The organism is Providencia vermicola (assembly GCF_020381325.1).
Lineage (GTDB): Bacteria > Pseudomonadota > Gammaproteobacteria > Enterobacterales > Enterobacteriaceae > Providencia > Providencia vermicola.
Genome location: NZ_JAGSPI010000007.1, coordinates 125529 through 151609, shown reverse-complemented (window position 1 = coordinate 151609; position 26081 = coordinate 125529). Strand labels below are relative to the sequence as shown.

24 protein-coding genes and 1 pseudogene are annotated in these 26081 nt (G+C 41.3%); 15 read left to right on the top strand and 10 right to left on the bottom strand.

Annotation, left to right across the window (positions count from 1 at the left end):
• Positions 1-35 precede the first annotated feature (35 nt).
• Positions 36-977 carry a tRNA dihydrouridine(16) synthase DusC gene (dusC, locus tag KDJ85_RS11830; RefSeq protein ID WP_225819848.1) on the top strand — a complete coding sequence of 314 codons (942 nt, stop codon included), beginning with the start codon at positions 36-38 and terminating at the stop codon, positions 975-977.
• Between the two features lie 148 nt (positions 978-1125).
• Complete coding sequence (locus tag KDJ85_RS11825) at positions 1126-1374, top strand: GlsB/YeaQ/YmgE family stress response membrane protein (RefSeq protein ID WP_004256598.1); 249 nt, start codon at positions 1126-1128, stop codon at positions 1372-1374.
• Positions 1375-1449: 75 nt separating this feature from the next.
• Here the strand turns inward: KDJ85_RS11825 and sseA are convergent, their stop codons facing one another.
• Together sseA and KDJ85_RS11815 are read right to left on the bottom strand one after the other, a co-directional pair.
• The gene (sseA, locus tag KDJ85_RS11820) at positions 1450-2289 is read right to left on the bottom strand and encodes a 3-mercaptopyruvate sulfurtransferase (protein ID WP_225819847.1); all 840 of its coding nucleotides are present in this window, start codon (positions 2287-2289) and stop codon (positions 1450-1452) included.
• Positions 2290-2326: 37 nt separating this feature from the next.
• Positions 2327-2488 (bottom strand): hypothetical protein, encoded by a 162-nt coding sequence (locus KDJ85_RS11815; protein WP_206085360.1) that lies wholly within the window; start codon positions 2486-2488, stop codon positions 2327-2329.
• Positions 2489-2728: 240 nt separating this feature from the next.
• Between KDJ85_RS11815 and dinG the strand changes: the two genes are divergently transcribed.
• Positions 2729-4846 (top strand): ATP-dependent DNA helicase DinG, encoded by a 2118-nt coding sequence (gene dinG / locus KDJ85_RS11810; RefSeq protein WP_225819846.1) that lies wholly within the window; start codon positions 2729-2731, stop codon positions 4844-4846.
• Positions 4847-4936: 90 nt separating this feature from the next.
• Here dinG and dps read toward each other — a convergent pair whose 3' ends face one another.
• Together dps and rhtA are read right to left on the bottom strand one after the other, a co-directional pair.
• Positions 4937-5440 (bottom strand): DNA starvation/stationary phase protection protein Dps, encoded by a 504-nt coding sequence (gene dps / locus KDJ85_RS11805; RefSeq protein WP_206085362.1) that lies wholly within the window; start codon positions 5438-5440, stop codon positions 4937-4939.
• Positions 5441-5774: 334 nt separating this feature from the next.
• Positions 5775-6662, bottom strand: coding sequence for a threonine/homoserine exporter RhtA (gene rhtA / locus KDJ85_RS11800; protein ID WP_225819845.1), 888 nt, complete (start codon positions 6660-6662; stop codon positions 5775-5777).
• A 339-nt stretch (positions 6663-7001) separates the two neighbouring features.
• Here rhtA and KDJ85_RS11795 point away from each other — a divergent pair, with 339 nt between their 5' ends.
• The 4 genes from KDJ85_RS11795 (at position 7002) to KDJ85_RS11780 (ending at position 10891) form a co-directional block, all read left to right on the top strand.
• On the top strand, positions 7002-7577 hold the full coding sequence (locus KDJ85_RS11795; protein WP_206085364.1) for an LOG family protein: 576 nt from the start codon (positions 7002-7004) through the stop codon (positions 7575-7577).
• 25 nt (positions 7578-7602) lie between these two features.
• Positions 7603-8061, top strand: coding sequence for a GNAT family N-acetyltransferase (locus KDJ85_RS11790; protein ID WP_225819844.1), 459 nt, complete (start codon positions 7603-7605; stop codon positions 8059-8061).
• A 186-nt stretch (positions 8062-8247) separates the two neighbouring features.
• Positions 8248-9087 carry a taurine dioxygenase gene (gene tauD / locus KDJ85_RS11785; RefSeq protein WP_225819843.1) on the top strand — a complete coding sequence of 280 codons (840 nt, stop codon included), beginning with the start codon at positions 8248-8250 and terminating at the stop codon, positions 9085-9087.
• Between the two features lie 205 nt (positions 9088-9292).
• Complete coding sequence (locus tag KDJ85_RS11780) at positions 9293-10891, top strand: ABC-F family ATPase (RefSeq protein WP_206085367.1); 1599 nt, start codon at positions 9293-9295, stop codon at positions 10889-10891.
• Positions 10892-10971: 80 nt separating this feature from the next.
• Here KDJ85_RS11780 and KDJ85_RS11775 read toward each other — a convergent pair whose 3' ends face one another.
• From KDJ85_RS11775 to moeA, 3 genes are all read right to left on the bottom strand, one after another.
• Positions 10972-11307 carry a zinc ribbon domain-containing protein YjdM gene (locus tag KDJ85_RS11775; RefSeq protein ID WP_225819842.1) on the bottom strand — a complete coding sequence of 112 codons (336 nt, stop codon included), beginning with the start codon at positions 11305-11307 and terminating at the stop codon, positions 10972-10974.
• Positions 11308-11490: 183 nt separating this feature from the next.
• Positions 11491-12243, bottom strand: coding sequence for a molybdopterin-synthase adenylyltransferase MoeB (gene moeB / locus KDJ85_RS11770; RefSeq protein WP_225819841.1), 753 nt, complete (start codon positions 12241-12243; stop codon positions 11491-11493).
• Positions 12244-12248: 5 nt separating this feature from the next.
• On the bottom strand, positions 12249-13490 hold the full coding sequence (moeA, locus tag KDJ85_RS11765; protein WP_225819840.1) for a molybdopterin molybdotransferase MoeA: 1242 nt from the start codon (positions 13488-13490) through the stop codon (positions 12249-12251).
• A gap of 340 nt (positions 13491-13830) precedes the next feature.
• Here moeA and KDJ85_RS11760 point away from each other — a divergent pair.
• From KDJ85_RS11760 to yeiB, 3 genes and pseudogenes are all read left to right on the top strand, one after another.
• Positions 13831-14921: pseudogene (locus tag KDJ85_RS11760) on the top strand (YbfB/YjiJ family MFS transporter).
• A 201-nt stretch (positions 14922-15122) separates the two neighbouring features.
• Entirely contained in the window at positions 15123-15782 is a 660-nt protein-coding gene (folE, locus tag KDJ85_RS11755) for a GTP cyclohydrolase I FolE (RefSeq protein WP_206085371.1), read from the top strand.
• Between the two features lie 12 nt (positions 15783-15794).
• Positions 15795-16943 (top strand): DUF418 domain-containing protein YeiB, encoded by a 1149-nt coding sequence (gene yeiB, locus KDJ85_RS11750; RefSeq protein ID WP_455430675.1) that lies wholly within the window; start codon positions 15795-15797, stop codon positions 16941-16943.
• Here the strand turns inward: yeiB and sanA are convergent.
• Positions 16940-17644: an outer membrane permeability protein SanA gene (gene sanA / locus KDJ85_RS11745; RefSeq protein ID WP_225819838.1), complete on the bottom strand. Its 705-nt coding sequence runs from the start codon at positions 17642-17644 to the stop codon at positions 16940-16942. The two genes, yeiB and sanA, sit on opposite strands and share 4 nt — an antisense overlap.
• Positions 17645-18017: 373 nt before the next feature.
• Between sanA and KDJ85_RS11740 the strand changes: the two genes are divergently transcribed.
• From KDJ85_RS11740 to KDJ85_RS11720, 5 genes are all read left to right on the top strand, one after another.
• Positions 18018-18710: a carbohydrate-binding family 9-like protein gene (locus KDJ85_RS11740; RefSeq protein WP_206085374.1), complete on the top strand. Its 693-nt coding sequence runs from the start codon at positions 18018-18020 to the stop codon at positions 18708-18710.
• A 170-nt stretch (positions 18711-18880) separates the two neighbouring features.
• Positions 18881-19798 (top strand): N-acetylmuramic acid 6-phosphate etherase, encoded by a 918-nt coding sequence (murQ, locus tag KDJ85_RS11735; protein WP_225819837.1) that lies wholly within the window; start codon positions 18881-18883, stop codon positions 19796-19798.
• Between the two features lie 58 nt (positions 19799-19856).
• Positions 19857-21218 (top strand): PTS transporter subunit EIIC, encoded by a 1362-nt coding sequence (locus KDJ85_RS11730; protein ID WP_219244231.1) that lies wholly within the window; start codon positions 19857-19859, stop codon positions 21216-21218.
• A 17-nt stretch (positions 21219-21235) separates the two neighbouring features.
• The gene (locus tag KDJ85_RS11725) at positions 21236-22081 is read left to right on the top strand and encodes a MurR/RpiR family transcriptional regulator (RefSeq protein WP_225819836.1); all 846 of its coding nucleotides are present in this window, start codon (positions 21236-21238) and stop codon (positions 22079-22081) included.
• Positions 22081-22863, top strand: a complete 783-nt coding sequence (locus tag KDJ85_RS11720; RefSeq protein WP_225819835.1) for a sulfite exporter TauE/SafE family protein — start codon at positions 22081-22083, stop codon at positions 22861-22863. Before KDJ85_RS11725 ends, KDJ85_RS11720 begins: the two co-directional genes overlap by 1 nt.
• Positions 22864-22908: 45 nt before the next feature.
• Here KDJ85_RS11720 and KDJ85_RS11715 read toward each other — a convergent pair whose 3' ends face one another.
• Positions 22909-23808: a rhomboid family intramembrane serine protease gene (locus KDJ85_RS11715; protein WP_225819834.1), complete on the bottom strand. Its 900-nt coding sequence runs from the start codon at positions 23806-23808 to the stop codon at positions 22909-22911.
• Between the two features lie 323 nt (positions 23809-24131).
• Positions 24132-25829: an NAD-dependent malic enzyme gene (locus KDJ85_RS11710; RefSeq protein ID WP_225819833.1), complete on the bottom strand. Its 1698-nt coding sequence runs from the start codon at positions 25827-25829 to the stop codon at positions 24132-24134.
• Positions 25830-26081 lie beyond the last annotated feature (252 nt).

The window sequence follows — 26081 nt, the reverse complement described above, 5'->3', positions numbered from 1 at the left end:
TTGATTTTTACCTTTGTTGTTTTTGTGAGCCATTTATGCGTGTTTTATTAGCTCCTATGGAAGGAGTTTTAGATCCCCTTGTTCGCTCTTTATTAACTGCGGTCAATGATTATGACCTTTGCATCAGTGAATTTGTGCGAGTTGTTGATACATTATTACCAGCAAAAACATTTTACCGTTTATGCCCTGAACTCAAACATCAAAGTCGAACATTGTCGGGAACCCTTGTGCGCGTTCAAATACTTGGCCAGCACCCACAATGGCTAGCTGAAAATGCTTATCGAGCTATTGAGTTAGGGTCATGGGGGGTTGATTTAAATTGTGGTTGTCCTTCAAAAACAGTCAATGGTCACGGTGGTGGTGCAACGTTATTAAAGCAACCAGATTTAATTTATCGGGCAGCAAAAGCGATGCGTGAAGCCGTGCCAAAAGAATTTCCTGTGTCAGTTAAAGTACGTTTAGGTTGGGATAGTATTTCATTCGCTCATGAAATTGCGGATGCTGTTCAACAAGCTGGGGCAACGGAATTAACGGTTCATGGACGTACAAAAGAAGATGGCTATAAAGCTGAGCGTATTAACTGGCAAGCGATTGGTGAAATTCGACATCGATTATCAATTCCAGTAATAGCGAATGGTGAAATCTGGGATTATGACAGTGCTCAGCGTTGTCTTGAAGTAACAGGCTGCGATGCTGTTATGATCGGCCGAGGTGCACTTAATACTCCAAACCTTAGCCGTGTCATTAAATATAATGAAATAAAGATGCCTTGGGAGCAGGTTGAATCTCTACTACTGAAATACACGGAACTCGAAAAGTTAGGTGATACAGGCCATTACCATGCTGCTCGGATTAAACAATGGTTGGGTTATTTACGCAAAGAATACCAAGAAGCCGATGAATTATTTTCACAGGTTAGGGCGTTGAAAAATGCAGAACAAATTGCAGCGGTAATTATGCGAGTTGTTAACCATTAATTGTAAACAATCCTGTTTAGTTACTATTTTTATTTGCGAATTTCGCTTATAAGGTCTTTACTTAAACTATATGGTAGGTATATCTAATGCCTATGGTCGCATGTTTTTTAGCTATTGTTAAATAAAACCTAGTCTTGGGAGGCTTTAAATGGGCGTGATTGCGTGGATTATTTTTGGTTTGATAGCTGGTGTTTTAGCTAAGTGGTTGATGCCTGGCACTTATCATATGGGTTTCATTATGACAACGGTGCTAGGGATTGTTGGGGCAGTCGTTGGTGGTTATATCAGCACGTTTTTTGGCAAAGGTAAGGTTGATGGTTTTAACTTTGGTAGCTTTGTCGTTGCAGTGATTGGTGCCATCGTTGTGCTATTTTTAGCAGGGATATTTGCAAAATAGTCCTGATAGACCAAAAAACTTTCTTAAATAAGCCACTTCAATATGAGTGGCTTATTTATTATATAAGCTAAAAAATCAAGGTTCTATTGGTAAGCCATTATCTTGGCCCCATTCTGCCCATGAGCCGTCATATAGACGTACATTAGCGTTACCTAATAGTGTTAATGCCATAAGGACAACAGCGGCTGTCATTCCTGAGCCACAAGTAGTGATTGATGGAGCTTGAATGTCTACGCCTTGCTCTGCAAAGATAGCTTTTAGCTCTTCAGGGGATTTAAACTCGCCATTCGCAACTAACAAGTCCCATGGAACATTTTTACTTCCTGGAATGTGCCCCATGCGTAAGCCTGGGCGAGGTTCGGGTGCTTGCGCTAGGAAGCGGGGAGCTGCTCGAGCATCAATAATTTGTATTTGACCTTCGTTAACAACATCAATAACTTGCTGTTGGTTTAACGCGTTTGTATCTTTACGGGATGCTTTAAATTGCTTGCGCGCAGGAGGTGTCACTTCACCCGATTGTGTTGCAAAGCCTTCAGCTTTCCAAGCTTCGATTCCTCCTGCAAGGATTTTTACGTTTTTGCATCCCATTGTTGTAAATGTCCACCAAGCGCGTGGTGATGAAAATAAATTATTCTGTGAATAAATAATAACTTGAGTGTCATTATCAATTCCCATCGAACCAACTGCTTGGCTAAAGACTTCTGAACTTGGCAGCATATGCGGTAGGTCGCATGTTTTATCGGCGATTTCATCTTGATGGAAAAATTGCGCGTTTGGAATGTGCTCTTCTAAATAGTGCTGTCGGCAATCATAAGGGGCAGTTGGTGGTGGAGACGAAGCATCAAGTACAATGATATTGCCATCAGATAGATGTGCATTAAGCCATTGAGGGGTTACAAAATAATCGTTGTACATAAGTTATCTCCGTCCTGGGTTGATAAACCACTTTATACTATTGAACTTGGTTTGGTGCAGGCAGTAATGATGGTGATTGTGGTTGCCCCTGTTCTATCGGGGTTGTGGAGCGAGTGTAGATGTTCATCCCTGCAAGGACGATGCCGCCTACGGAACCAAAAGCGCATAATGCGCAAAGTGCGATAACAACCTTTTTCATTTTTTATAGCCTGCGTAGAAATAAGAACCCAAAGTATAACTGGATGAGTGTTGCAAACAAGTTAAAAGCGATTTTTTCTGCCTCTGAATTGGTGTTTTGCAAAAGGCTTCCCAATTTTTATGTATAATGGGTTTTAATACAGTAGTTTTGCGAAGCGGTTGGCAAAAGTTATTTTTCGTGTTTCCCTGCCGTTGTGGTTTTCGTTACCTTACATCTTACATTTGGTCATCAACGTAATTTATGTCCCTATCAAACAAAATTAAAGAGCAAATAACCCAGTGGTATAAAGGGTTGTCATCACAAATTGATGGGTTTGTTTCCCGTGCGCCGCAGCGCCAAATGATAGCGGAAGTTGCTAAAAACTTAGCGGATGACGGTGGGCGTCATTTAGTTATCGAAGCGCCCACCGGAGTAGGAAAAACGCTTTCCTATTTAATTCCAGGTATTGCAGTGGGTAGGGAAGAAGGGAAAACGCTCGTTGTTAGTACAGCGAATGTGGCATTACAGGATCAAATTTTTAGTAAAGATTTGCCGTTGTTGAGCAAAATTATCCCAGATTTAAAATTTACGGGTGCATTTGGGCGTGCACGTTATGTTTGCCCAAGAAATTTAGAGGCTATTTGTGCCGCAGAAGGCGAACAAATTGATTTAATGCTACTGGTGGAAGATAAAACGGAGATAGCCAATAGCGAAGAGCGGGCAATTTGTCAGCAATTACGTAATGACTTCAATTCCTTTATATGGGACGGTTTACGGGATCACCACAAACGGGCTTTTCCAGACAGCTTGTGGCGTAAAGTTAGCACGGACAAAATGAATTGCTTAGGTCGTAATTGCCAGTTCTATCAACGATGCCCATTTTTTATTGCAAGGCGTGAAATTGAAGATGCTGATGTCGTCGTGGCAAATCATGCTTTAGTGATGGCGGCGATGGAAAGCGAATCGGTGTTACCTGATCCTAAAAAGTTACTATTAGTTTTGGATGAGGGGCACCATGTACCCGATGTAGCACGGGATGCTTTAGAGGTTGAAGGTGAAATCACATTAGTGCAATTGAATGCACAAGTGGATAATTTTATGAGCCATGTGGGGCAATATTTAGCGCAGTTTCGACCAGTGAAGCCCCCTAAATTGGCAAATCCAGATAAATTGCAACAGCATGCTGAAAAGCTGCGTGAGGCATTTCGTGATTTTTCTTTATTAGCAAATGCAGTATTACCTGAAACATCAAAAGAAAGTGAGTATCTTTTCCCGCTAGGTGTATTGCCTGAGGCAATGCAACAGTGTTGCCAAGATCTTTTTAAACAGACGGATGCATTAAAAGGTTTAGCGGAATCAATATTGAATGATTTGACGGAGCAAACTGCAAAACAAGACATCGTACGTTTACATCGTTCTATATTAACAACGAGCAGAGCGATGGGCTATTTCGAGAATATGGCAAAACTTTGGCGATTAGCCGCACTTGAACAAAGTTCAGGCGCGCCAGTTTCGAAATGGTTAAGTCGCCGCTATGAAAAGAATCAGTCACGTATTTTTATGCATTGCGCAGGCATTCGAGTGAGTGAACAGCTACAGCATCTATTATGGCGTAATGTGCCTCATATTGTCATTACATCAGCAACACTTCGCTCCTTAAATAGTTATTCAAGGTTTATGGAATTAACGGGGTTATCGGAAAAAAATGATGACCATTTTGTGACGTTGTCTTCGCCTTTTAATCATGTTGAGCAAGGGAAAATTATTATTCCTCAAATGGAATATGAACCTACAATAACCACTGAATCACAACATCTTGCTGAAATGGCAGCATTTTTTCGTGAGCAATTCACCGAAGGTAAGCACCGTGGTGTTTTGGTGTTATTTAGTAGCCAAAGGGCAATGGAAGGGTTTCTTGAACATGTAAAAGACTTGCGCTTGCAATTGTTAGTTCAAGGAGATCAGCCACGTTATCGTTTGGTTGAAACTCACTGTGAAAGAATTCGTAAGGGGCAAGCAAGTGCGTTGGTTGGTTTACAGTCCTTCGCAGAAGGGCTTGATTTAAAAGGTGAGTATTTAACACAAGTGCATATTCATAAAATTGCATTTCCGCCTGTGACCAATCCAGTTATCGTGACCGAAGGGGATTGGTTAAAATCGTTAAAACGCTATCCGTTTGAGGTGCAAAGCTTGCCAAGTGCTTCCTTTAATTTAATTCAGCAAGCAGGGCGTTTAATCCGTAGTCATGAATGTTACGGTGAAATTATTATCTATGATAAACGCTTACTGACAAAAAATTATGGTAAACGTTTATTAAATGCTTTACCTATTTTCCCAATAGAACAACCTGAAATGCCTAAGGTAATAAATAAAAAGTAGAAAATATTGAATATCTATTAGGTTATAAATAATAAAAGGCCACAATTAAGTGGCCTTCAGGTCAATTATAATTGACTCTATGGTATGACATTACTCAATATTTGCTTCTAAAAACCAAAGGAATTTATCCATATCACGAGATGCAGCGGTAAACATATCTGCAGTATCTTCATCCTCGACTTCATCAATAGCTTTACGAATATCATTTGCGACAACAGCATAACGGTCTGCGAGCGCTTTTAAATGGTCTTGTACGCTGTGGATATTAATTGGGTAAGCTTCTAATGAAGTAAAGCGGTTAACTTCTTGTGTTGTCCCTATTGCGACCCCACCTAATTGGACAGCACGCTCTGCAAACTCGTCTAAATGTTCAACTAAAGTGGTTCTAAAACCATCTAACATTTCATGGACAGCAATAAAATTGCGACCACGCATATTCCAGTGAGCTTGTTTTGTCATTAAAGAGAGATCCGTAAAGTGAACAACCATAACATTTAAAATGCCAATGGTTTCTAATTTTACGCTATCTTCCAAGTCGTTACGTGTATATAGAAGTTCAGTTGAAGATGTTTTAAATAATTTGGCTGTGCTCATGGTTCATCCTCTTTTTAAATATTGAAACTGCTTGGTAACCTCATCTGTTAATAAATATAAAGTAATCGGTTTAATTTGTCATAGTGTAATAAACGATTAATTTAATAGGCCGATTCGATATGGTTTATTCTACTTGATTTTATTGTGGCTGCTGGAGATTTATTGTTTTTTGCAATAAGTGCGATAGGTCAAAGTTATATTAATTTAAAACAATTTTAATAAATAAATATGACAAAAAAATGAAATGTTAATGGCAAGATAACAGGTTAATAAACCGAGAGAATAAGTTTATTAACCTAATTAATGCTTCAAAAAACAAGATATTATTTGTTTTCTATGAGACTTCTTCAATTTTTGATTTCGGTGAGGCTGTGGATGTTGACCCGATAGAGGCACAAACAATACACAGCAGAGCCAGCCATTGGGTTAATGTCAGGTGCTCTTGCAAGAAAACAATGCCGAGGAATGCGCCCATGCATGGCTCTAGGCTCATTAATGTGCCAAACGTTTTTGCTGGTAGGCGTGTTAAGGCAATCATTTCAAGGGTATAAGGAAATGCTGTCGATAAGATGGCAACGGCTAAAGCGAGGGGTAAAATTGCTGGGTCAAACATCACCTCAAAGCCTGTCTGCATAAGTCCGATAGGGAAGAAAATCAGAGCAGATATAAAGGAACCAATTGCCACGGTTGCTGCGCCGTAACCTGCACCTGCACGTTGGCCAAATATAATGTAAATTCCCCAACATACGCCAGCCCCTAGCGCATAAATAGCGCCGAGTGGGTCGATGGAATTAATGTTATCACCGATAGGTAGCAAAAAGAGTAACCCAACAATAACCAGCCCAATCCACAAAAAATCGATAGGTCTGCGGGAAGAAAACATCGCAACCGCTAATGGGCCTGTAAATTCCAGTGCGACAGCAATCCCAAGAGGGATGCGTTCAAGGGATAGATAAAATAGGTAATTCATTGTTCCGAGGGATAGCCCGTACGTTAACAATGGAACCAATGAGCTTCTTCTAAACTTCAAGCGCCAAGGTTTAAAAATAACAAACAAAATGATAGTGGCCAGCAATAAGCGTAAGCCTGTTACACCTGGAGCGCCGATAAGAGGAAATAGTGTTTTAGCTAAAGAAGCGCCACTTTGAATTGAGGTCATTGCTAGTAATAATAACCCTATTGGTAATAGTGGAAATGCGCTCTTTTTGGTATCGGCAGACATAAATAATAAAACCTCAGAAAAACGTCACTAAGTCAGTAAACACGCGATAACAGTGATTCGTGTTAAATAAAAATTAAAATATTACGATGAAAAATAATTTCACAGGATTATCGCATAAAATAAGACTGCTTTATATTTGTTTATTACCTCATAGCACTCGCTGATGGGGGATAAAATGTGATATAGGGAAATCGATATTGGTTTAGTGAAATAGCAATGGTATAAAAAGAGATTAATAGGGTTTTATTATGGCAAATAATCTGGGTTGAGCTTCTTTAACGCTCCCGTATAATCCTTTTTTCACTAAAAAGTCATAATAAAATAAAAAACGAGGACGTAATGGGAACAATTAAAAGTATTGCAGTATATTGTGGCTCTAGCATGGGTAAACATGAAATTTACCAGCAAAAAGCCATTGAGTTTGCAAAAGAGATGGTCAAGCGTGACATTGCATTAGTATATGGTGGTGCCAGTGTCGGTATCATGGGGACAATCGCAGATACTGTTTTATCGTTAGGTGGAAAGGCAATAGGAGTTATACCGTCATTGCTCGAAGAGCGTGAAATTTCACATAAGAACCTAACTGAACTGTATAAAGTTGAAACAATGCATCAGCGAAAAAATAAAATGATTGAGCTGGCGGATGCTTTTGTTGCTTTACCAGGTGGATATGGCACGTTAGAAGAATATGCAGAAGTGTTTACATGGAGCCAAATTGGCCTGCATACCAAGCCTTGTGCGTTGTTTAATATCAATAATTATTGGCAGCCATTAATTGATATGACAAATAAAATGGCGGATGAAGGTTTTTTACACGAAAAGTATCGTCATATGGCGATTGTCAATGATTCACCAGCAGCGTTAATTGATAGTTTCGAATCTTATATTGCACCACCAGTGAAAACATACGATTAATCTGCGTAAAAATAATGGGAAAATGATGATAAGAGAAGCAACACATGATGATATAAATGCTATTTTATCCCTCTATCAAATTTTGTTTACGGAAATGGCCTTACTTGACCCTGAGCGCATGAAGCCGGCTGAACAATCACAAGAATTTATTGAAAATGCCATTGTTGATGATAAATTTCATCTATTAGTCGCGGAATTTGAAGGCGAAGTTAAAGGGTTTTGTATTGCCGAGCACCAATCTGCGGCCCCCTATAATTGCATGGTTCCACGGGATTTCGCCTATGTTTTTGATTTGATTGTCTCCCCAGATTTTCGTGGTGAGAAAACAGGGCATCAATTACTTGATGGCATGAAAAACTGGGCGAGAAATAAGCAGTTTAGCCACATGGAGCTATCGGTATTAGCACAAAACCATAATGCGATTCGTTTTTATGAGCGTGAAGGCCTATCTGAAATTACTCGCACTATGGGCATTAAGTTATAATTTACCTCATGTCGGCCGAATACGGCCGATATATCCTATTTTTCATATAAATTAGCAATATATTACTAAGGTAATTATATTTATAATATATTGTTTTATATTAACTTTATTTTTTTTGATATTTTTAAAAAGCCTAATTTAGATTACTTTCATTTTTACATTAAAACTGAAGTGGTTAGGAATTATATGGAATATCCTTTTAAAATAAAGCGAGTTTCACCCGCATTAGGCGCTCTCATCAGTGGTATTGATTTATCTCAACACATTGATGATAAAAAGTTTACAGCGCTGAACTATGCGTTGCAGGCATATCATGTTCTTTTTTTTAGAAACCAACCTATACAACCTGAACAGCAAAAACAATTAGCTGAGCAGTTTGGTCTATTACACACACATCCTATTTACCCTCATACGCCTGAATGCAAAGAAATAATGGTACTTGATACGGATGAACAAAACCCACCCGATAACGACAATTGGCATACTGATGTTACATTTATTGAAACACCGCCAATGGGGGCTGTTTTAGCAGCAAAGCATATTCCAGAATTAGGTGGTGATACATTATGGGCCAGCGGTGTTGTGGCTTATAGTGCATTATCTGCTCGGTGGAAACATATGCTAGCGGGTCTACAGGCAGTACATGATTTTACCAAGTCATTCCCAGAGTATCGTTTTAGCCATTCAGAAGAAACTCATTCGAGATGGTTGAAAGCCAAAGAAAATAACCCACCCGTATTGCACCCTGTCGTTAGAACTCACCCAATTTCAGGGCGAAAAGCATTGTTTGTTAATGAAGGTTTTACTACTCGCATCATTGGGTTAACGCCAAAAGAGAGCGAAATGACATTAGGTTTTTTATTCCAACATATTAATAAACCAGAATTTCAGGTGCGTTGGCAATGGCAAAAAGATGATATGGTGATTTGGGATAATCAAATCACTCAGCACTATGCGACAGCAGATTATTTGCCCGAAAGGCGTATTATGCACAGGGCAACAATCATTGGCGGCGTACCTTATTAGAATAACTGTGGAATGAAGATTATCAAAAACAGAACAAGATCTAAGCGCTCGATTATGGCATAATGCGCCGCTATTTATACCCGTCGTATTACAGATCATAGAAATCGCTGTTTTCTTTACTGTTTAAAGCAGTGCTGTTGGCTTTTTCTATGATGCGCATTCTTTAAGACAGGTAACTCTACACCGTTTAATTTAAGGCATAGCAGTGTTAACAACCAACAATATCACTATGCAGTTTGGCAGCAAGCCACTGTTTGAAAACATTTCAGTTAAATTTGGTACAGGTAACCGTTACGGTTTAATCGGCGCAAATGGTGCGGGTAAATCGACGTTTATGAAGATCTTAGGTGGCGATTTAACCCCAACAGCGGGTAACGTCAGTACAACAGATCCGAATGAACGTATTGGTAAGCTTCGCCAAGACCAGTTTGCATTCGAAGAATATACGGTTCTGGATACGGTCATTATGGGCCATACCGAGCTGTGGAATGTGAAACAAGAGCGTGACCGTATTTACGCACTACCTGAAATGAGCGAAGAAGATGGCTATCGTGTTGCTGACTTGGAAGTCGCATATGGTGAAATGGATGGCTACAGTGCGGAAGCTCGTGCGGGTGAATTATTATTAGGTGTAGGGATTCCTGTTGAGCAACATTATGGCCCAATGAGTGAAGTTGCACCAGGTTGGAAACTGCGTGTATTGCTGGCACAAGCCTTGTTTTCTAATCCTGATATTTTGTTACTCGATGAGCCAACGAACAACTTGGATATCGATACTATCCGTTGGTTAGAGCAAATCCTGAATGATCGTAACTGTACTATGATCATTATTTCCCATGATAGGCACTTCCTTAACACAGTTTGTACGCACATGGCGGATTTAGACTATGGTGAGTTGCGTTTATTCACAGGTAACTATGATGAATATATGATTGCAGCGACACAAGCGCGTGAGCGCTTACTGTCTGATAATGCGAAGAAAAAAGCGCAAATTGCTGAATTGCAATCTTTCGTTAGCCGCTTTAGTGCCAACGCATCTAAATCGAAGCAAGCGACATCACGTGCGCGCCAAATTGATAAAATTCAATTGGATGAGGTTAAAGCGTCTAGTCGTCAAAACCCATTTATTCGTTTTGAACAAGAGAAAAAACTGTTCCGTAATGCCCTTGAATTAGAAGCGGTAGCGAATGGTTACGATCAAGGTCCACTCTTCAAAAACGTTAATTTACTGCTTGAAGTGGGTGAGAAAATGGCGGTTATCGGAGCCAATGGTATCGGTAAAACCACGTTCTTAAAAACCTTAATGGGTGAGCACCCAGCAACAAGTGGGATGGTTAAATGGTCAGAAAATAGTCGTATTGGTTACTATGCACAAGACCACGCCGAAGATTTCGAAACTGATCTAAATGTTTTTGACTGGATGAGCCAGTGGAAAAACGAAGGTGATGATGAGCAAGCGGTGCGTAGTATCTTAGGCCGTTTATTATTTTCACAAGATGATATTAAGAAAAAAGTGAAAGTGTTATCGGGTGGTGAGCAAGGCCGTATGCTATTTGGTAAGTTGATGATGCAACAACCAAACATTTTGATTATGGACGAACCAACCAACCATTTAGATATGGAATCCATCGAGTCATTGAACTTAGCACTAGAGATGTACCAAGGAACATTGGTGTTTGTTTCCCATGACCGCGAGTTTGTCAGCTCACTAGCAAGTCGTATTTTAGAAATCAAAGAAGATAAAGTGATTGATTTCAAAGGTACTTATGATGAGTACCTGACAAGCCAAGGCGTTGTTCTTTAAATAAGCTTTTCTCTAACATAAAGCCCCAGTCACGTGTACGTGACTGGGGCTTTTGTATTTAAAACAGAATTAGCTTTAACTTAGTTCTTTTTCACAAACTCAGATTTCAGCTTCATTTGGCCAAAACCATCAATTTTACAATCGATATTGTGGTCACCTTCGACTAAGCGAATGCCCTTCACACGGGTACCGATTTTGAGCATGTTAGAACTGCCTTTAACTTTCAGGTCTTTGATTACGGTGATTGTGTCGCCATCCGCTAACAGATTGCCGTTAGCGTCTTTAACAATCAGTTCATCGATATCTGCCACGGGTTCTGCGTCATTCCATTCGTGCGCACATTCAGGGCAAATATACATATCGTTATCAGTATAGGTGTATTCAGACTGACATTTCGGGCAAGGAGGGAATTGCATATTCATACTCTCAGTAGCATTATAAAATAATAAAGGGTGGTGATATTTCTACGTACAGGCACCACAAAAGAGGGATAGTATAAGCTCAAAGGGCCATTAATTTGTTTTTTCGGAATAATCTTAATTTTATACCTGAAAAGAGATTAATTAGGCGAAAATATTTTCACCTAATTAAATAACTCGCTAGTTCGAGTTGCAGATTTCACAGTGTGGGTCTTTGCTCAACTTAAATTGGCGAAAATCCATTGTCATCGCATCAAACAGTAAGACTTTGCCTGAATTCACTTTGCCATAGTTGGCGAGGAGTTTAATGGTTTCCATTGCCTCCAATGTGCCGATAGTCCCAACTAGCGGAGACATCACTCCCGCCTCGACACAGGTTAAGCTGTTTTCCCCAAACAAACGGCTTAAACAGTGGTAACAAGGGGTGTTTTCTTCATAAGTAAAAACAGACAGTTGGCCTTCCATACGAATGGCTGCGCCAGAGACTAGCGGTGTTTTCTGCGCTAAACATAAACGGTTAAGTTGCTCACGAATAGCAACGTTATCGGTGCAATCTAAAACCACATCATGACGAGTGATTAATTCACTAAGCTGCGCATCCTCAAGTTTGGCATTAACCGTATCAATATGTATATGTGGATTAATTGCACAAAGTTGCCACTTTGCAGAATCAACTTTGGGTTCGCCAATTGTGGTATCACGGTGCAAAATTTGTCGCTGTAAGTTAGAAAGCGATACGGTATCAAAATCAACTAATGTTAAATAGCCAACGCCCGCCGCAGCAAGATATTGCGTTGCCGCGCAACCCAGCCCACCTAAACCAATGACCAGTACTTTGCCCGCTTTGAGCTTTTCTTGCCCGTCAAAATCAAAACCGCGAAGAATTATCTGACGGTTATAACGCAGCATTTCGTTATCGCTAAGTTCTTGCACAGTAATTATTCGCTTTTCAATAAGTAGTTGAACATTTCAATATCAACGGTTTCACCTGCTTCTACTCGACCACGTTCTCTTTCTAGCACGATAAAACAGTTGGCTAAACTAAAGGAACTAAATACGTGTGAGCCTTGATGGCCTGTTGTGGCAACTTGAAGTTGTCCTTGCTCATTGGTACTTAAAATACCGCGTTGGAAATCTAGACGACCAGGCGTTTTTTTCAAAGGTGTGGTGACGGGGACTTTGAAACGTAGTGGGGCTTGCCATTGGCTATTTCCTGCTAAGCGTGCAATCAATGGCTGAACAAGTTGATAGAACGTGAGTGCAGCAGAAACAGGGTTTCCTGGTAAGCCACAGAACCAAGAATGACTCAGTTTACCAAAGGCAAAAGGTTTTCCTGGCTTGATGGCTAATTTCCAAAAGCCAATCGTGCCCAATTCATCAAGGATTTGTTTAGTATAATCGGCTTCACCAACAGAAACGCCGCCACTGCTGATCACTAAATCCGCTTGTTGATCCGCTTCAATAAAGGTTTGTTTTAGTTTTTCAGGGGAGTCAGGGATCACGCCTAAATCTAAGACTTCACAGTTGAGTTTTTCTAACATCAAGCGAACAGTAAAGCGGTTAGTATCATAGATTTGCCCGTCATGAAGTGGTTGACCCACGGCTTGTAGCTCATCCCCCGTTGAGAACACGGCCACTTTTAAACGACGATAAACTGTCACATCCGCAATACCAAGTGAGGCGATTAATGGCAATTGGGCGGTTGTGAGTAAGGTTCCAGCAGGGAACACCGAACTGCCTTGGGCAATATCTTCGCCAGCTTTACGGATGTTACTGCCTTTTTTAATTGGCTGAGTAAATAGGATGCCACCATCTGTTTGTTCAGTGGATTCTTGCATCACTACCGTATCAACGCCTTGCGGAATAGGGGCTCCAGTCATAATGCGCACGCAACAGCCAGCTTTTAGTTCACCTTCCATCGGGTTGCCTGCGAATGATTTACCTGCAACGGGCATCGGTGTTTTTCCATCCCAATCTGCAAAACGCAAGCCATATCCATCCATTGCTGAATTATCAAAGGGAGGGACATTGATAGGGGATATAAGGTCAGTGGCAATAATCCGTTGCGCTGATGAAGTCAGTGGAATGATTTCTGTACCTGTCACGGTTTGGGTTTCAGAAAGTAATTTTTCCAATGCAAGATCTAAAGAAATCAAATCGTTAGTATGACACTGATCCATAAATAATGGCCCTCATTATTGTGAAATGCCTTGAGGCTTAAAATGTGTTCGTAATGCACATTATGGCAGAAATCCTGAGTTGGGTGAATGAATAGAAATTGATTACAGATAGCTTTTGAGCAGATATTACGGATATAAAGAACAAATAAATGCACTAAATGATAAAACGGTTTTTGTTGGATTAATGTTAAATAGTAAAAAAGTAAACTATTCTAGGTGCAATGTTTCTAGAGCCTAACGAGTGAAAATTGTGTCAATAAAGCCGATTGTAACCTCACCAAGCCGCAGCGCTGCTGCTTTTCATATTGCTTTTACAGGTTTTCTGTCGTTAATTGTGGTAATGGGAATAGGGCGATTTACGTTAACGCCTCAAGTTCCTCTAATGATTGAGGAACACCAATTAACGTTATCGAGTGCCAGTATTGTGGCTGCATGTAATTACCTTGGTTACTTGCTAGGCTCTTTTGACGCGATGCGAGCACGTTCATACATAGAAAAACGTATGTGGTTGGGCGTGTGGGGGCGGTAGTGATCACGCTACTGAGTGCATTGCTTAATGGCCCGATATTACACAGTATTGCCCGTTTTGTGATTGGCTGGGCAAGTGGCATTGCGTTAGTGTTGGTCGCGGCTTGGGCCAATGAAACCTTAGCAAGACTTAACCGACCTGCTCTTAGTGTGGCGGTGTTTGCGGGAACGGGAACAGGAATTTTCGTTAGCGGCATGTTAGCGGTGGCTATCCAACGATGGCATTTAACGGCGAGTGAAGCGTGGGTAATTTATGGTGTATTGGCGTTGATTTTGAGCCTGTACATCAGCCGTTATTTACCCCGCTCGGGGCAATGGCAACGGCCAGCGGGGGAAATTAAAACATTAACCCTAACCCCTGAAATCAAACGCTTGGTTTGGTGTTATGGGCTCGCTGGGTTTGGTTATATTCTGCCTGCTACTTTTTTATCACAAATGGCCGCACAGCGTTTTCCTGATAGCTTATTTGCTCAGTTTGTTTGGCCTGTTTTTGGGGCATCTGCGGTAGTCGGTATATTATTTGCAATGTTGCTGCGAAATTTATCAACAACCCGTAATCGGTTAGCGATTAGCTTATGGCTACAAGGGATGGGGATATTGCTTGCAGAAGTGATCCCGAGTATTTCAGGGCTGATTATCTCTGCAATATTGGTCGGAACCGGGTTTATGTGCACAGTGCAATTAGCATTACAACTTGGCCGTGAGTTGGCGCCTGATCACAATCGTTTTATGGCGGGGCTGTTGACTACCTTTTACGCTATTGGTCAGTTAGTTGGGCCAACACTGTCATTTATTTCCACCGCTTTAACAGGAAAGTTAGAGCCTGCGCTGTATATCGCACTTATCGCGTTGGTGGTGGGGGGATTATTGGTTTATCGTCGCGGAAGTAAACCAATTTATTAATAAATAGTCAGCTAATCATATTTTATAAATGATGGTGATTTGCCGTAATGAGTTTACCATAGTGAATAATGTTGTTGATGCGAATGCAAATATTTCACACATGTTGTTGCGGTTGTACTGGATTATCTGCACCTGCTGTTTTAGAGTACGGCGCACACCTGCATTTTTATAAAAATAGTCACACCATTTGTGGAGGATCACATGTCATCTCTCAGTAAAGAGGCCGAATTAGTTCACGCTGCGTTGGAAGCCAGAGGGCTAGAAACCCCTTTGCGTATTCAGCCAAAATCAGGCGATGAGCGTAAGCAACTGATTGAAGGGCACATGACAGAGATCATGAAGCTGCTCAACCTTGATCTAACTGACGATAGCCTCGCGGACACGCCTCGTCGTATTGCAAAAATGTATGTTGATGAGATCTTTTCAGGGTTGGATTACGCCAATTTTCCTAAAATCACATTAATTGAAAATAAAATGAAAGTGGATGAAATGGTGACGGTTCGTGATATCACGCTAACCAGTACCTGTGAACATCACTTTGTGACTATTGACGGTAAAGCGATAGTGGCTTATATCCCAAAAGATAAAGTGATTGGGTTATCGAAAATCAACCGCATAGTGCAGTTTTTCTCCCAACGTCCGCAAGTTCAAGAGCGTTTGACACAGCAAATTTTAGTGGCATTGCAAACATTACTTGGAACCACGAATGTGGCGGTTTCCATTGATGCGGTACATTATTGCGTAAAAGCGCGTGGTATCCGTGATGCAACCAGTGCTACTACCACAACATCGTTAGGTGGGTTGTTTAAGTCGAGCCAAAATACACGGCAAGAGTTTTTACGTGCGGTTCGCCATCTATAATCTATGGCAACCATGACATCATCAAGCCGTATCAAGCAGCTTGATACCGTTCGTGGCATGGCAATTCTTGGTATTTTTTTATTAAATATCTTTGGTTTTGCTTTGCCATTAGCGGCCTATCTAAACCCTTATTACACTGCCAGCACGCCACCTTCTGAAGCCTTTATTTGGATTGTATTTAACCTGTTTTTTCAAGGGAAAGTCCTTGCTATTTTTTCGATTTTATTCGGCGCCACATTAGCGCTATTGCAGCCTCGAACTTTAAGGTGGAACCATCAACGTTTGTTTATTTTAGCCTTATTTGGGGTTATTCATGGTATTGGTCTTTGGGATGGTGACATTCTACTGGCTTATGCATTAACGGGGCTGGTGGCTACGTATTTATTGAATCAATACGATAATAGGGCGTTATTGAAAATAGCGGCATCCATTTATTTTATTGGCTTAGTTATTTTGCTTATTTTAGGCTGGGGAGTTGATCCTCAAGGTTTTTGGCAGACCTCAGATGAGCAAATATATTTCGAATACAGTGCAAAAACTGTGGGTGGTATTGAGGGCATTATTTATCGCATGAAAGAAATCCAAGCGATGCTTCAAATGCTATTTATTCAGTATGGTTGGCAGCTTATTGCATTGATGATTATTGGTGCGCTATTAATACGAAATGGTTGGTTACGAGGGCAATTTAGTACCATGCATTATCGCCGTATGGCGCTGGTTTTTATTGTCCCTTCGCTGCTTATTCAAGTGGTTGCATTATATGGGCAGAGCCAGTTTGGATGGAGTTATTTTTCGACCTCAATTATTGGCTACATCATTAATGAGCTAGTCATTCCTTTTCAGGCGCTGGGTTATATTGCCTTGGTATATGGTTTTTGGGGGCAGATTCAGCATACTGTGGTTATTTCATGGTTACAAAATATTGGTCGAATGGCGCTGAGTAACTACATTTTACAAACGTTAATTTGCACTACTGTTTTTTACCATTTGGGGTATTTTGCGCAATTCACCCGTTTTGAGTTATTGGCCTTTATTCCCCCTGTTTGGTTAGCGAATATCCTATTTTCGTATTATTGGTTACGGTTTTTCAACCAAGGCCCACTGGAATGGGCGTGGCGAAAGCTAACGGAAAAGTTAAATCAAACGAATGAGTGCCGTTAATTTAGTTTGCTGACTTCATCCGGAGATACGGCAGGATAGCCTTTGATACCCTCAGGCATTTTTATCGGGGCAGGAATGGATTCTTGCTCACCTAAAAACTTCGGTTCACGTTTTAAGATATATACATCAGCGAGTGCACCTAAACGCGCAAATACTTCACGAACACGAACTTTGAACATTCCCGCAGGTGCGGGGACTGCGTAGCATTGTGCATCAATGCCTTTATGTTTAGCGATAAAAACGGCACGCTCACAATGGAAACGTTGTGTGATGATTGTGAAGTTATCGGTATCAAACACTTTTTTGGTACGGACAACCGAGTCTAAAGTACGGAACCCCGCAAAATCCATCACAATCTTAGAGGCTGGAACACCCGCTTTAATTAAATCCTTACGCATATTAATGGGTTCATTGTAATTATGAGCGCCATTATCACCACTGAGTAGCAAATATTTTACTTTTCCACTGTGATAGGCTTGTGCCGCGCCATTGATTCGATTGGTGTAATAGAGGTTAGTGGCGCCAGAGGTGTAGTATTTAGATGTGCCAAGTACCATGCCAACATCACGGGCAGGCAATTGCGCTACATCTTCATAGATATAGGGCGCGGTATCCCAGCTAATCCAGCGATCAAGTAGAATAATGGTCGTAACTGCTATCCCTGCAAGAATAAGAAGACCAATAAGCAGACGTTTCCTCATGTCCTAGCCTTGAAAATAAAAATTATAATAAGAAAGTGTTAGCCTCAGTAGACCCGCTTCTAGGCTACTTGACTTAAATTAGTGACGCAAGTCGCCCAACGTAAAGTCATGTCAATGTTGAGGTTATACTCAAGATTACCCTTATTAAGCCTGAAAATTGACTTAAAATTAATCAGATATTGGATAGAAAATAGTTAAGTGAAGATGATTCAAACAGTGAGTTGCTTCACAGAGCGAAATTTTTTGCCACGATTATCTGTTTGTTTTGAAATTTTAATTCTATATTTAATTATGGTGATGAAATTTCATTTCTTTTGAGGTGGGAATCATCAGTCTATAAAACAAATATGAAAATCTGATACGTGAGGGGAATATGAAACTGACCACATTACTTGCCGCTGGCGCGATGTTAGTGACAGCCAGTGTTGCGGCAAAAGAGTACCAAATTAATCATACTGACCAATTAAAATCATTAAATGATGCACAAAACGAAGCCGTATGGCAGCAAGCTGAAGTGTTAACCGACTTTATTTATCCATGGGAAAAAGAAACACCACCAAAAACCGACTTCCGTGCGCTTTGGAGTGATGATGCTCTTTATTTTCGCTTTATCGCGGATGATAAAGATATTCAGCTAGGTGATAACGCCGATAAAGACCAAGCAGTGCTAGATTCTGATCGTGTTGAATTGTTTTTTGCTACCAGCCCTGAGCTTAAACCTTATTATACTGCGGAAATGGACCCAAAAGGCCGCACGTTCGATGCAAAAGCCAACTACTATCGTGAGGTTGACCCAAGTTGGAACTGGGAAACGTTGCAAACAGTGGGGGAAATGACACCGAATGGTTATGTATTAACGGGGAAAATCGATTTGGATGAATTCACACGCTTAAATTTATGGCAAGACAAAGACAAACAAACGTTAATGTGCGCTATTTTACGTGGTGAATTCAGCGCGGGTGAAGAAAAACAAGTTCGCAAATGGATTAGCTGGATTAAACCAGATTCCGTGAAACCAGATTTCCATATCCCATCAGCCTTTGGTACCTGCAAATTTGTGAAGTAACCTGATAGCCGGTCTTTCATGGCCGGCAAACACATCATTTTTCCTTGAATGAACTGTGAGAGCGATCATATTCGCTGACGAAAATATTCATTTGTTGTGATTTTATTTGAAATTAAAGTTCATATATAGTAATTTTTTATGAAATATAATTTCAATGTGAGGGTGTTTTAATGTCTCTAGCAGAAAATACACTGAGCGACTGCCTAAAAAATGAACTCAACCATGAGACATTACAGTTTTCACGGTTGGAAACGTTAGCGATGGCCACTGCGATTAACCAAGCGGATGCGACAGTTGCTGGGGCTATTCAACAAGTTTTACCGAATATTGCGCAAGCGGTTGATGCTATTGCACAGTGCATGAAACAAGGTGGACGGCTATTTTATATTGGTGCAGGTACCTCTGGTCGTCTGGCGGTATTAGACAGTGCAGAGTGCCCCCCAACCTTTGGTACCTCACCTGAATTAGTCCAATCCATTATTGCAGGTGGCCATGATGCAATGCTAAAAGCAGTTGAAAATATTGAAGATTCAACGGATGCGGCTATTGATGAGTTAAAAAAACGCCAACTCACTGCAAAGGATGTGGTTGTCGGTATTGCGGCGAGCGGGCGAACCCCTTTTACCCTTGCAGGTATTGAATATGCCAATGAAATTGGCGCATTAACTGTTGCGATCACCACACGTGGTCACGGGTTAATCAGTGATGTGGCGAAATTAGCTATCGCTCCTGATGTTGGGCCTGAAGTGTTATCGGGCTCAACACGGATGAAAAGCGGCACCGCACAAAAAATGATTTTAGGCATGTTAAGCACATGTGTGATGGGGCGTTTAGGGCGCATTCACACCAATTTAATGGTTGATGTTGTCGCAAGTAATTATAAGTTATTGCGCCGCGCAGAACGCATTGTCAGTGAAGTTTGCGGTATTGATACCGAAGCCGCAGCACAGTTATTAGAGCAAGTGGATTACCATCCACGACGCGCAATTTTGATGTTTGAGTTACAAATTAATGCACAGCAAGCAACGGAACTCGTTCAACAACATCCAAATACTACATTGGATAGCTTGTTAGAAACTCGCCGTTAATAAATGGGAAAATGCGGGTAAGTTATGGAAATAGCTTTGCCAACATTAGGGGAACGATATGGCTAATAAAATAGAACATCTGGAAGTACTCGCCAGAGAAATAGAAAAATATGCGGGCGGCTTTGAGAACGTGGCAACATTGACTCACTGCATGACTCGCATCCGTTTAGTCTTAAAAGATAATGAAAAATTTGATGCCGAAGCTTTAAAGCAAATTGAAGGGGTAAAAGGCGTTATTTTTAACGGTGAACAACAGCAAGTGATCGTTGGTATGGGAACTGCGGCAAAAGTGTTTTCTGTGATGAATAAACGTATGCAAGGCAGCGGCGCAGCAAGCACAGAAAATACAGAACCTGAAAAGAAAAAAGGTTTCTCAATTCGCCGTACCCTCAATACATTAGCCGCGATTTTCGTACCAACCATTCCTGCACTAATTGGTTGTGGTCTGATTATGGGGCTGATTAATATCGTCCGTTTAGTCGCACCTGAAGTAGTCGATCAGTTCCCTGAGCTGTTCAAGTTATTGAAGTTAATTGGCAGTGCGGTGTTTGCTTACCTATCGATTATGATTGGGGTTAATACCGCAAAAGAGTTAGGGGCATCAACATCGATTGGTGCGGTGATGGCGGGCTTGTTGTCAATGCCAGGGTTAGCGGATATCACCTTGTTCGGCTCAAAACTAGTGCCAAATAGCGGCGGTATTTTTGCGGTCTTGATGGTGGTGGTGTTCTCCTCCAAATTTGAAGTATGGTTTAGAAGCATTATCAAAGAGAGTTTAGATCTGATAGTGACACCATTTGTGACTATTTTAGTCTCGGCGATGGTGGCAATTGCGGTATTCCAACCTGCAGGTCATTATTTAAACCAAATTTTGGCGCAAGGTGTCTCCGTTGCATTATTAAATAGTGGTGGCGGTGCGGTTGCAACGGGTGGGATCTTAGGCGGCAGCTTCCTGTTCTTATTATTAACAGGTTTGCACCAAGGCTTAATCCCAATCCACGCAGAAATCTTACAAACCTTTGGTTTAAACTACTTATTCCCTATCTTAGCGATGGGCGGTATGGGGCAAGTGGGTTCCTGTTTCTGGGTATTCTTAAAAACCAAAAATCAACGCCTGAAAAAAACCTTAGTCGGTGCGTTACCTGTGGGGATCTTTGGTGTGGGTGAACCGCTGTTATTCGGTGTGTCATTGCCCCTAGGCAAACCTTTCATTGCAGGTTGTATTGGTGGTGCAGCGGGCGGGGCGTTAATGGCGTTCTTCCATGTGGGTATCATCATCCCATTTGGCACCGCAGGGTTATCGTTAATCCCATTAGTGGGTGATGGCCAAATCCTTGATTTCCTCATTGCCGTTGCAGGTGCATGGATTGTCGGATTCATTGCCAGTATGATAATAGGCTTCACCGATCCTGAAAAATAATTAAATAAGGAATAGCCATGTCGACACTGACGGTAAAACTGGAAAGCTTGCAGACGAGAGGTAAAGGCACTGAACAGCGGATCGCGAAATTTTTACTTGATAATCGCGAAAGCTTAATTGCCATGAATGCTGCTGAATTAGCTCAAGCGGCAGGGGTTAGTAGCGCGTCTGTTATTCGCTTTTCACGCCAAATGGGTTACCGTGGCTATCCTGAATTTAAGGTGGATTATCTCTCCGATGAGAAGCAACACAAAGCGGAAAGCCTGTATGGTAATTTGAGCCGCAGTGATGATACGGCTCAAATTATTGCAAAAACGGGGCAAATGTTTATTTCAGCGATTGAAAAATCCCTCGAACTATTAGAGCCATCAATGGTTGATGAGGTCGCTAAGCGTATGGTAAATGCCAAACGTATTGTGTTGTTTGGGATTGGTTCTTCAGCGATTGTAGCGAGTGATATTTTCCATAAACTGATTCGAGTAAATAAGCACACCTTATTTAGTTATGACCTACATGTTCAACTGAGCTACTCTGCGAACTTAAGTGCCGATGATTTTGCCATTGCGGTTACTGCACGTGGTAATACGCAAGAAATCAATAACATGCTGCGTTCTGCCAAAGAAGCAGGTTGTTCTACTGTTGCCTTATGCCGTTTTGGGCAAGATGATGCAACAAAGCTGGCCGATTTCACTTTACCGTACTTTTATGATGAACAGCACACACAGCTTGGGGTTATTACCCCACAAGTTTTGCAGATGGTGACGTTCGACACGCTGTTTTTTAAATATTTGACACTCGCAGACAGTGATGCTGATGCTGCACTACAAAAAGGGCGGCGAGCCCTGATACAAGGCAAGAATTAATGATTTTAACGGAGTTAGCCATCGGTGCAGTAATCGGGCTGATTATTAGCACTACGGGGGTTGGCGGCGGGGTAATTGTCTTGCCAATACTCACTTACTTTTTCGGCTTAAATGCATTGGCTGCGGTGGCAACGGCGAACTTTTTATCGATGTTGATGAAGATATCCTCCTCATATATGCATTTTCGCCTTGGGAATATTCCCTTCAAAGGGGCAATGATTGTTTTAGCAATTATGTTGCCAAGTACATTTTTAGCCAGTTTGTTGGTGACATGGCTGGGTAGCCTTGAGGGGTATGAAAAACAAGTTGAGTGGGGGATTAACCTTCTCGTTGCAGCAGCAATTATTTTTTCCCTTTATTTATTTGTGCAGAGAATGTTTTTTGCTGCGCCAGCAAAGATAACGGTGGTGCAAACCTCCCAATTGAAGTCCATGGCACTCCCAGCAGTGCTAGCAGGAATTGTGCTTGGTGCCACAGGTGTTGGTGGTGGAGTGGTTGTCTTGCCCATGTTGTTACGTTACATGCAATTGAATATTAAACAGGCGATAGGCACCTCGATTTTTGTCACAACGGTATTGTCGGGGTCATCTGCCTTGGCCTATGCGCAGGAAGGGTATACTGACTTAAAACTGGCACTTATTTTATGTGTGGGCGCATTGATTGTCATGCCTGTAGCAAAATATTTGTTGGTTCACCTGTCAGAGCGCACATTTCAATACATTACCCTGTTACTGATCACCTGCAGTGCAGTCATGATGACATTGAATTTATTCTCTTTTTAAACAGATAGCCCTATTATTGATATTGTGAATAATAGGGCAAGTGAGCTAATCTAAATCCCATTTCTTTAGGTGATTCAGTTCTTTTTCCATCTCTTGGTAAATAAAAACGCGCTCATCATTTAGGTCTTCATCTTGCGAGGACGAATAGTGCTGCAACGCGAAAATAAGTAATCCCGCTGCAATCACTGAAATCAATAGGCTGGAAAGGTGTTTCGCCAACGGCGTAGATTGCGGTGCGAGAACAAAAGCACCACTAATGACTGCCCCTAAAATAGCCCCGCCAATATGGGCTGCGTTATCAATGCCAGACTGCAAACCATTCACTAAAGTTAAAGCAATCATCCCAATGATATTATACAGCGGGCGTTTTAATTGGCTTTTTTCTTCGATGGACAAATTAGGGTTATTCAGGGCTTTTAAAAGATAAATAACCGAAGCGGCAGCCAACCCCATAATGGCGCCTGATGCACCGATACTGACAGTGATATAAACCGTATTATCAGGTAAGTATAAGCTGTTCCATGAATTCATTGATACACGGCTAGTGGCTTCACGAATACTCTCACTATATTGCCAATAAGCACTAAAAAAGGCTGCACCAATACCTGAAAATAGGTAGATAGCGAGGTATCTGAATTTGCCGTATGTTCGCTCACATTCAATCCCTATTACAAACAGTGCCAAGGTATTTAAGGCGAGGTGAAAGCCCCCTGAATGCAACACCATACTCATTGGGTAGCGCCACCAATCACCAGTTAAGGAGAGTTGGTAAACATTTGCACCAAATATTAATAAGTTATTTTCTTGGGAATCAAGGGGCGCTGCATAGGTAAGCTGATAAAAATAAACGGTGATATTTATGGCGACTATCAATAAGGTGAGTGCCATGGCCCAAATGGAAAACTTCGGTTTATGGGGAATATGTGTCTCTAAAGGGGCAGCCATTTCAATATCCTATCTTCGTTTTGTATTGATATATTAAATAAGCTAAGCCATTAGCGCAATTTACCATTATCTGAACTCGGGTATTTTCTCTTTTTTCAGATTAATGAGGCAAATAAAAAAGGCGCAATTTGATGCGCCTTCAGACTGCTGACAAACCGATTAGGTTTGACAGCAGGTTGGATAGGTTTTGAAAAAAACAAAGGAAAATCAATTTATTGATTTTCGGCTGATAACACAAAGCAGGAAAAACCACGCTTTTATCCTGCTTTGTCAACAACCTCAAGGCGCAATTTTATGCGCCTTTCAATATGATAAATAATAAATTAGAACGAAGTACGCTTATAAGTACGATATTCTGGTTTCCAGAAATTGCGTTCAATGGCTTCATCTAAAGCGCTGTCAGATGTGACGGTTGCCACGCCTTGTACTTGCGCTTCTTTGGCAACTTGTTTGGCAATAACGCGCGAAACATCTTGGATATCCGATAGCAATGGTAACAAAGCACCTTCGCCATTTTTCGCCAACGGTGAACAGCTTGCTAATGCGCGGCTAGCAGCCATTAACATGCCATCTGTAACACGTTTTGCACCTGATGCGATAACCCCTAGGCCAATTCCTGGGAAAATATAGGAGTTATTGCACTGGGCAATTGGGAAAACTTGGTCTTTGTAAGACACTGGGCTAAACGGGCTGCCTGTTGCAACTAATGCTTTTCCGTCTGTCCAGTTGATGATGTCTTCTGGGCGAGCTTCAACGCGTGAGGTTGGGTTCGACAATGGCATCACAATTGGGCGTTCACAGTGTTTATGCATCTCTTTGATGATTTCTTCAGTGAACAAGCCCGCTTGGCCTGAAACGCCAATCAAAATAGTTGGTTTGGCATTGCGAACCACATCCAGCAGCGAAATTGAATCACTGCCCACATCCCAACTGGCTAAATTAGCACTGTTCTGTGTTAATTTTGCTTGGAAATCGAGTAGGTTAGGGAGTTTATCCGTCAATAAACCAAAGCGGTCAACCATGTAAATGCGTGAGCGAGCTTCTTCGTCGCTTAACCCTTCGGATTTCATTTGGGCAATGATTTGCTCGGCAATACCACAACCTGCAGAACCTGCACCCAAGAACGTCACACGTTGGTCACTTAATTTACTGCCTGCGGCATTGCTGGCGGCGATGAGGCTACCTAATGCTACGGACGCAGTTCCTTGAATATCATCGTTAAAGCAGCAAAGCTCATCACGGTAGCGGGTTAACAATGGCATCGCATTTTTCTGTGCGAAGTCTTCAAATTGCAGTAAAACATTTGGCCAACGGCGCTTAACGGCTTGCACAAACTCATCGAGGAATTCGTTATACTCGTCGCCAGTAATACGTGGATGACGCCATCCCATATACAGCGGGTCATTCAAGCGTTGTGGGTTATTCGTTCCTACATCAATAACAATTGGTAAGGTATAAGCAGGGCTGATACCGCCACATGCGGTATACAGTGACAGCTTACCAATTGGAATGCCCATACCGCCGATACCTTGGTCACCAAGGCCTAAAATACGCTCACCATCTGTGACAACGATGACTTTTACGTTTTGTTTTGTAGCATTTTGCAGCATATCGTCAATATGTGCGCGGTTTGGATAAGAAATAAATAAACCACGGGCACGACGATAGATATCAGAGAAATGTTCGCACGCCTCACCCACAGTTGGAGTGTAGATGATTGGCATCACTTCAGTTAAGTGGGCATCAATCAAGCGATAGAATAAGGTTTCGTTGGTATCTTGAATGTTTCTTAGGTAGATGTGTTTATCAATATCAGTCTTAAAATCAATTAATTGACGATAAGCACGTTCAACTTGCTCTTCGATAGTTTCAACTTGCTCAGGCAGCAAGCCATGCAGGTTGAAGTTTGCGCGCTCTTCTTCAGTGAACGCACTGCCTTTATTCAATAAAGGGAATTCAAGTAAAATTGGGCCAGCATAGGGGATATAGAGAGGGCGTTTTGTTTCGTATTCATGTTCCATGAAATATCACTCTTCGGACGATTAATCAACAAAGTCAGGGTAGATCCTAAGCTAAACAGGAAATATGTACAGTAAATAATGATGCAAAATCGTTAAAAATTTTATAGACATAATAAAGAATTTAGTTAAGGAATGAAACTAAAGCGTACTTTTAGGTTGTGATTACGACGGGTAGATCACGGTTAGCAACATAATGGTTTTAATCCATTTTTTAAATTTAAAGGTGTAAATACAGTTTTCTTTATTATTTCC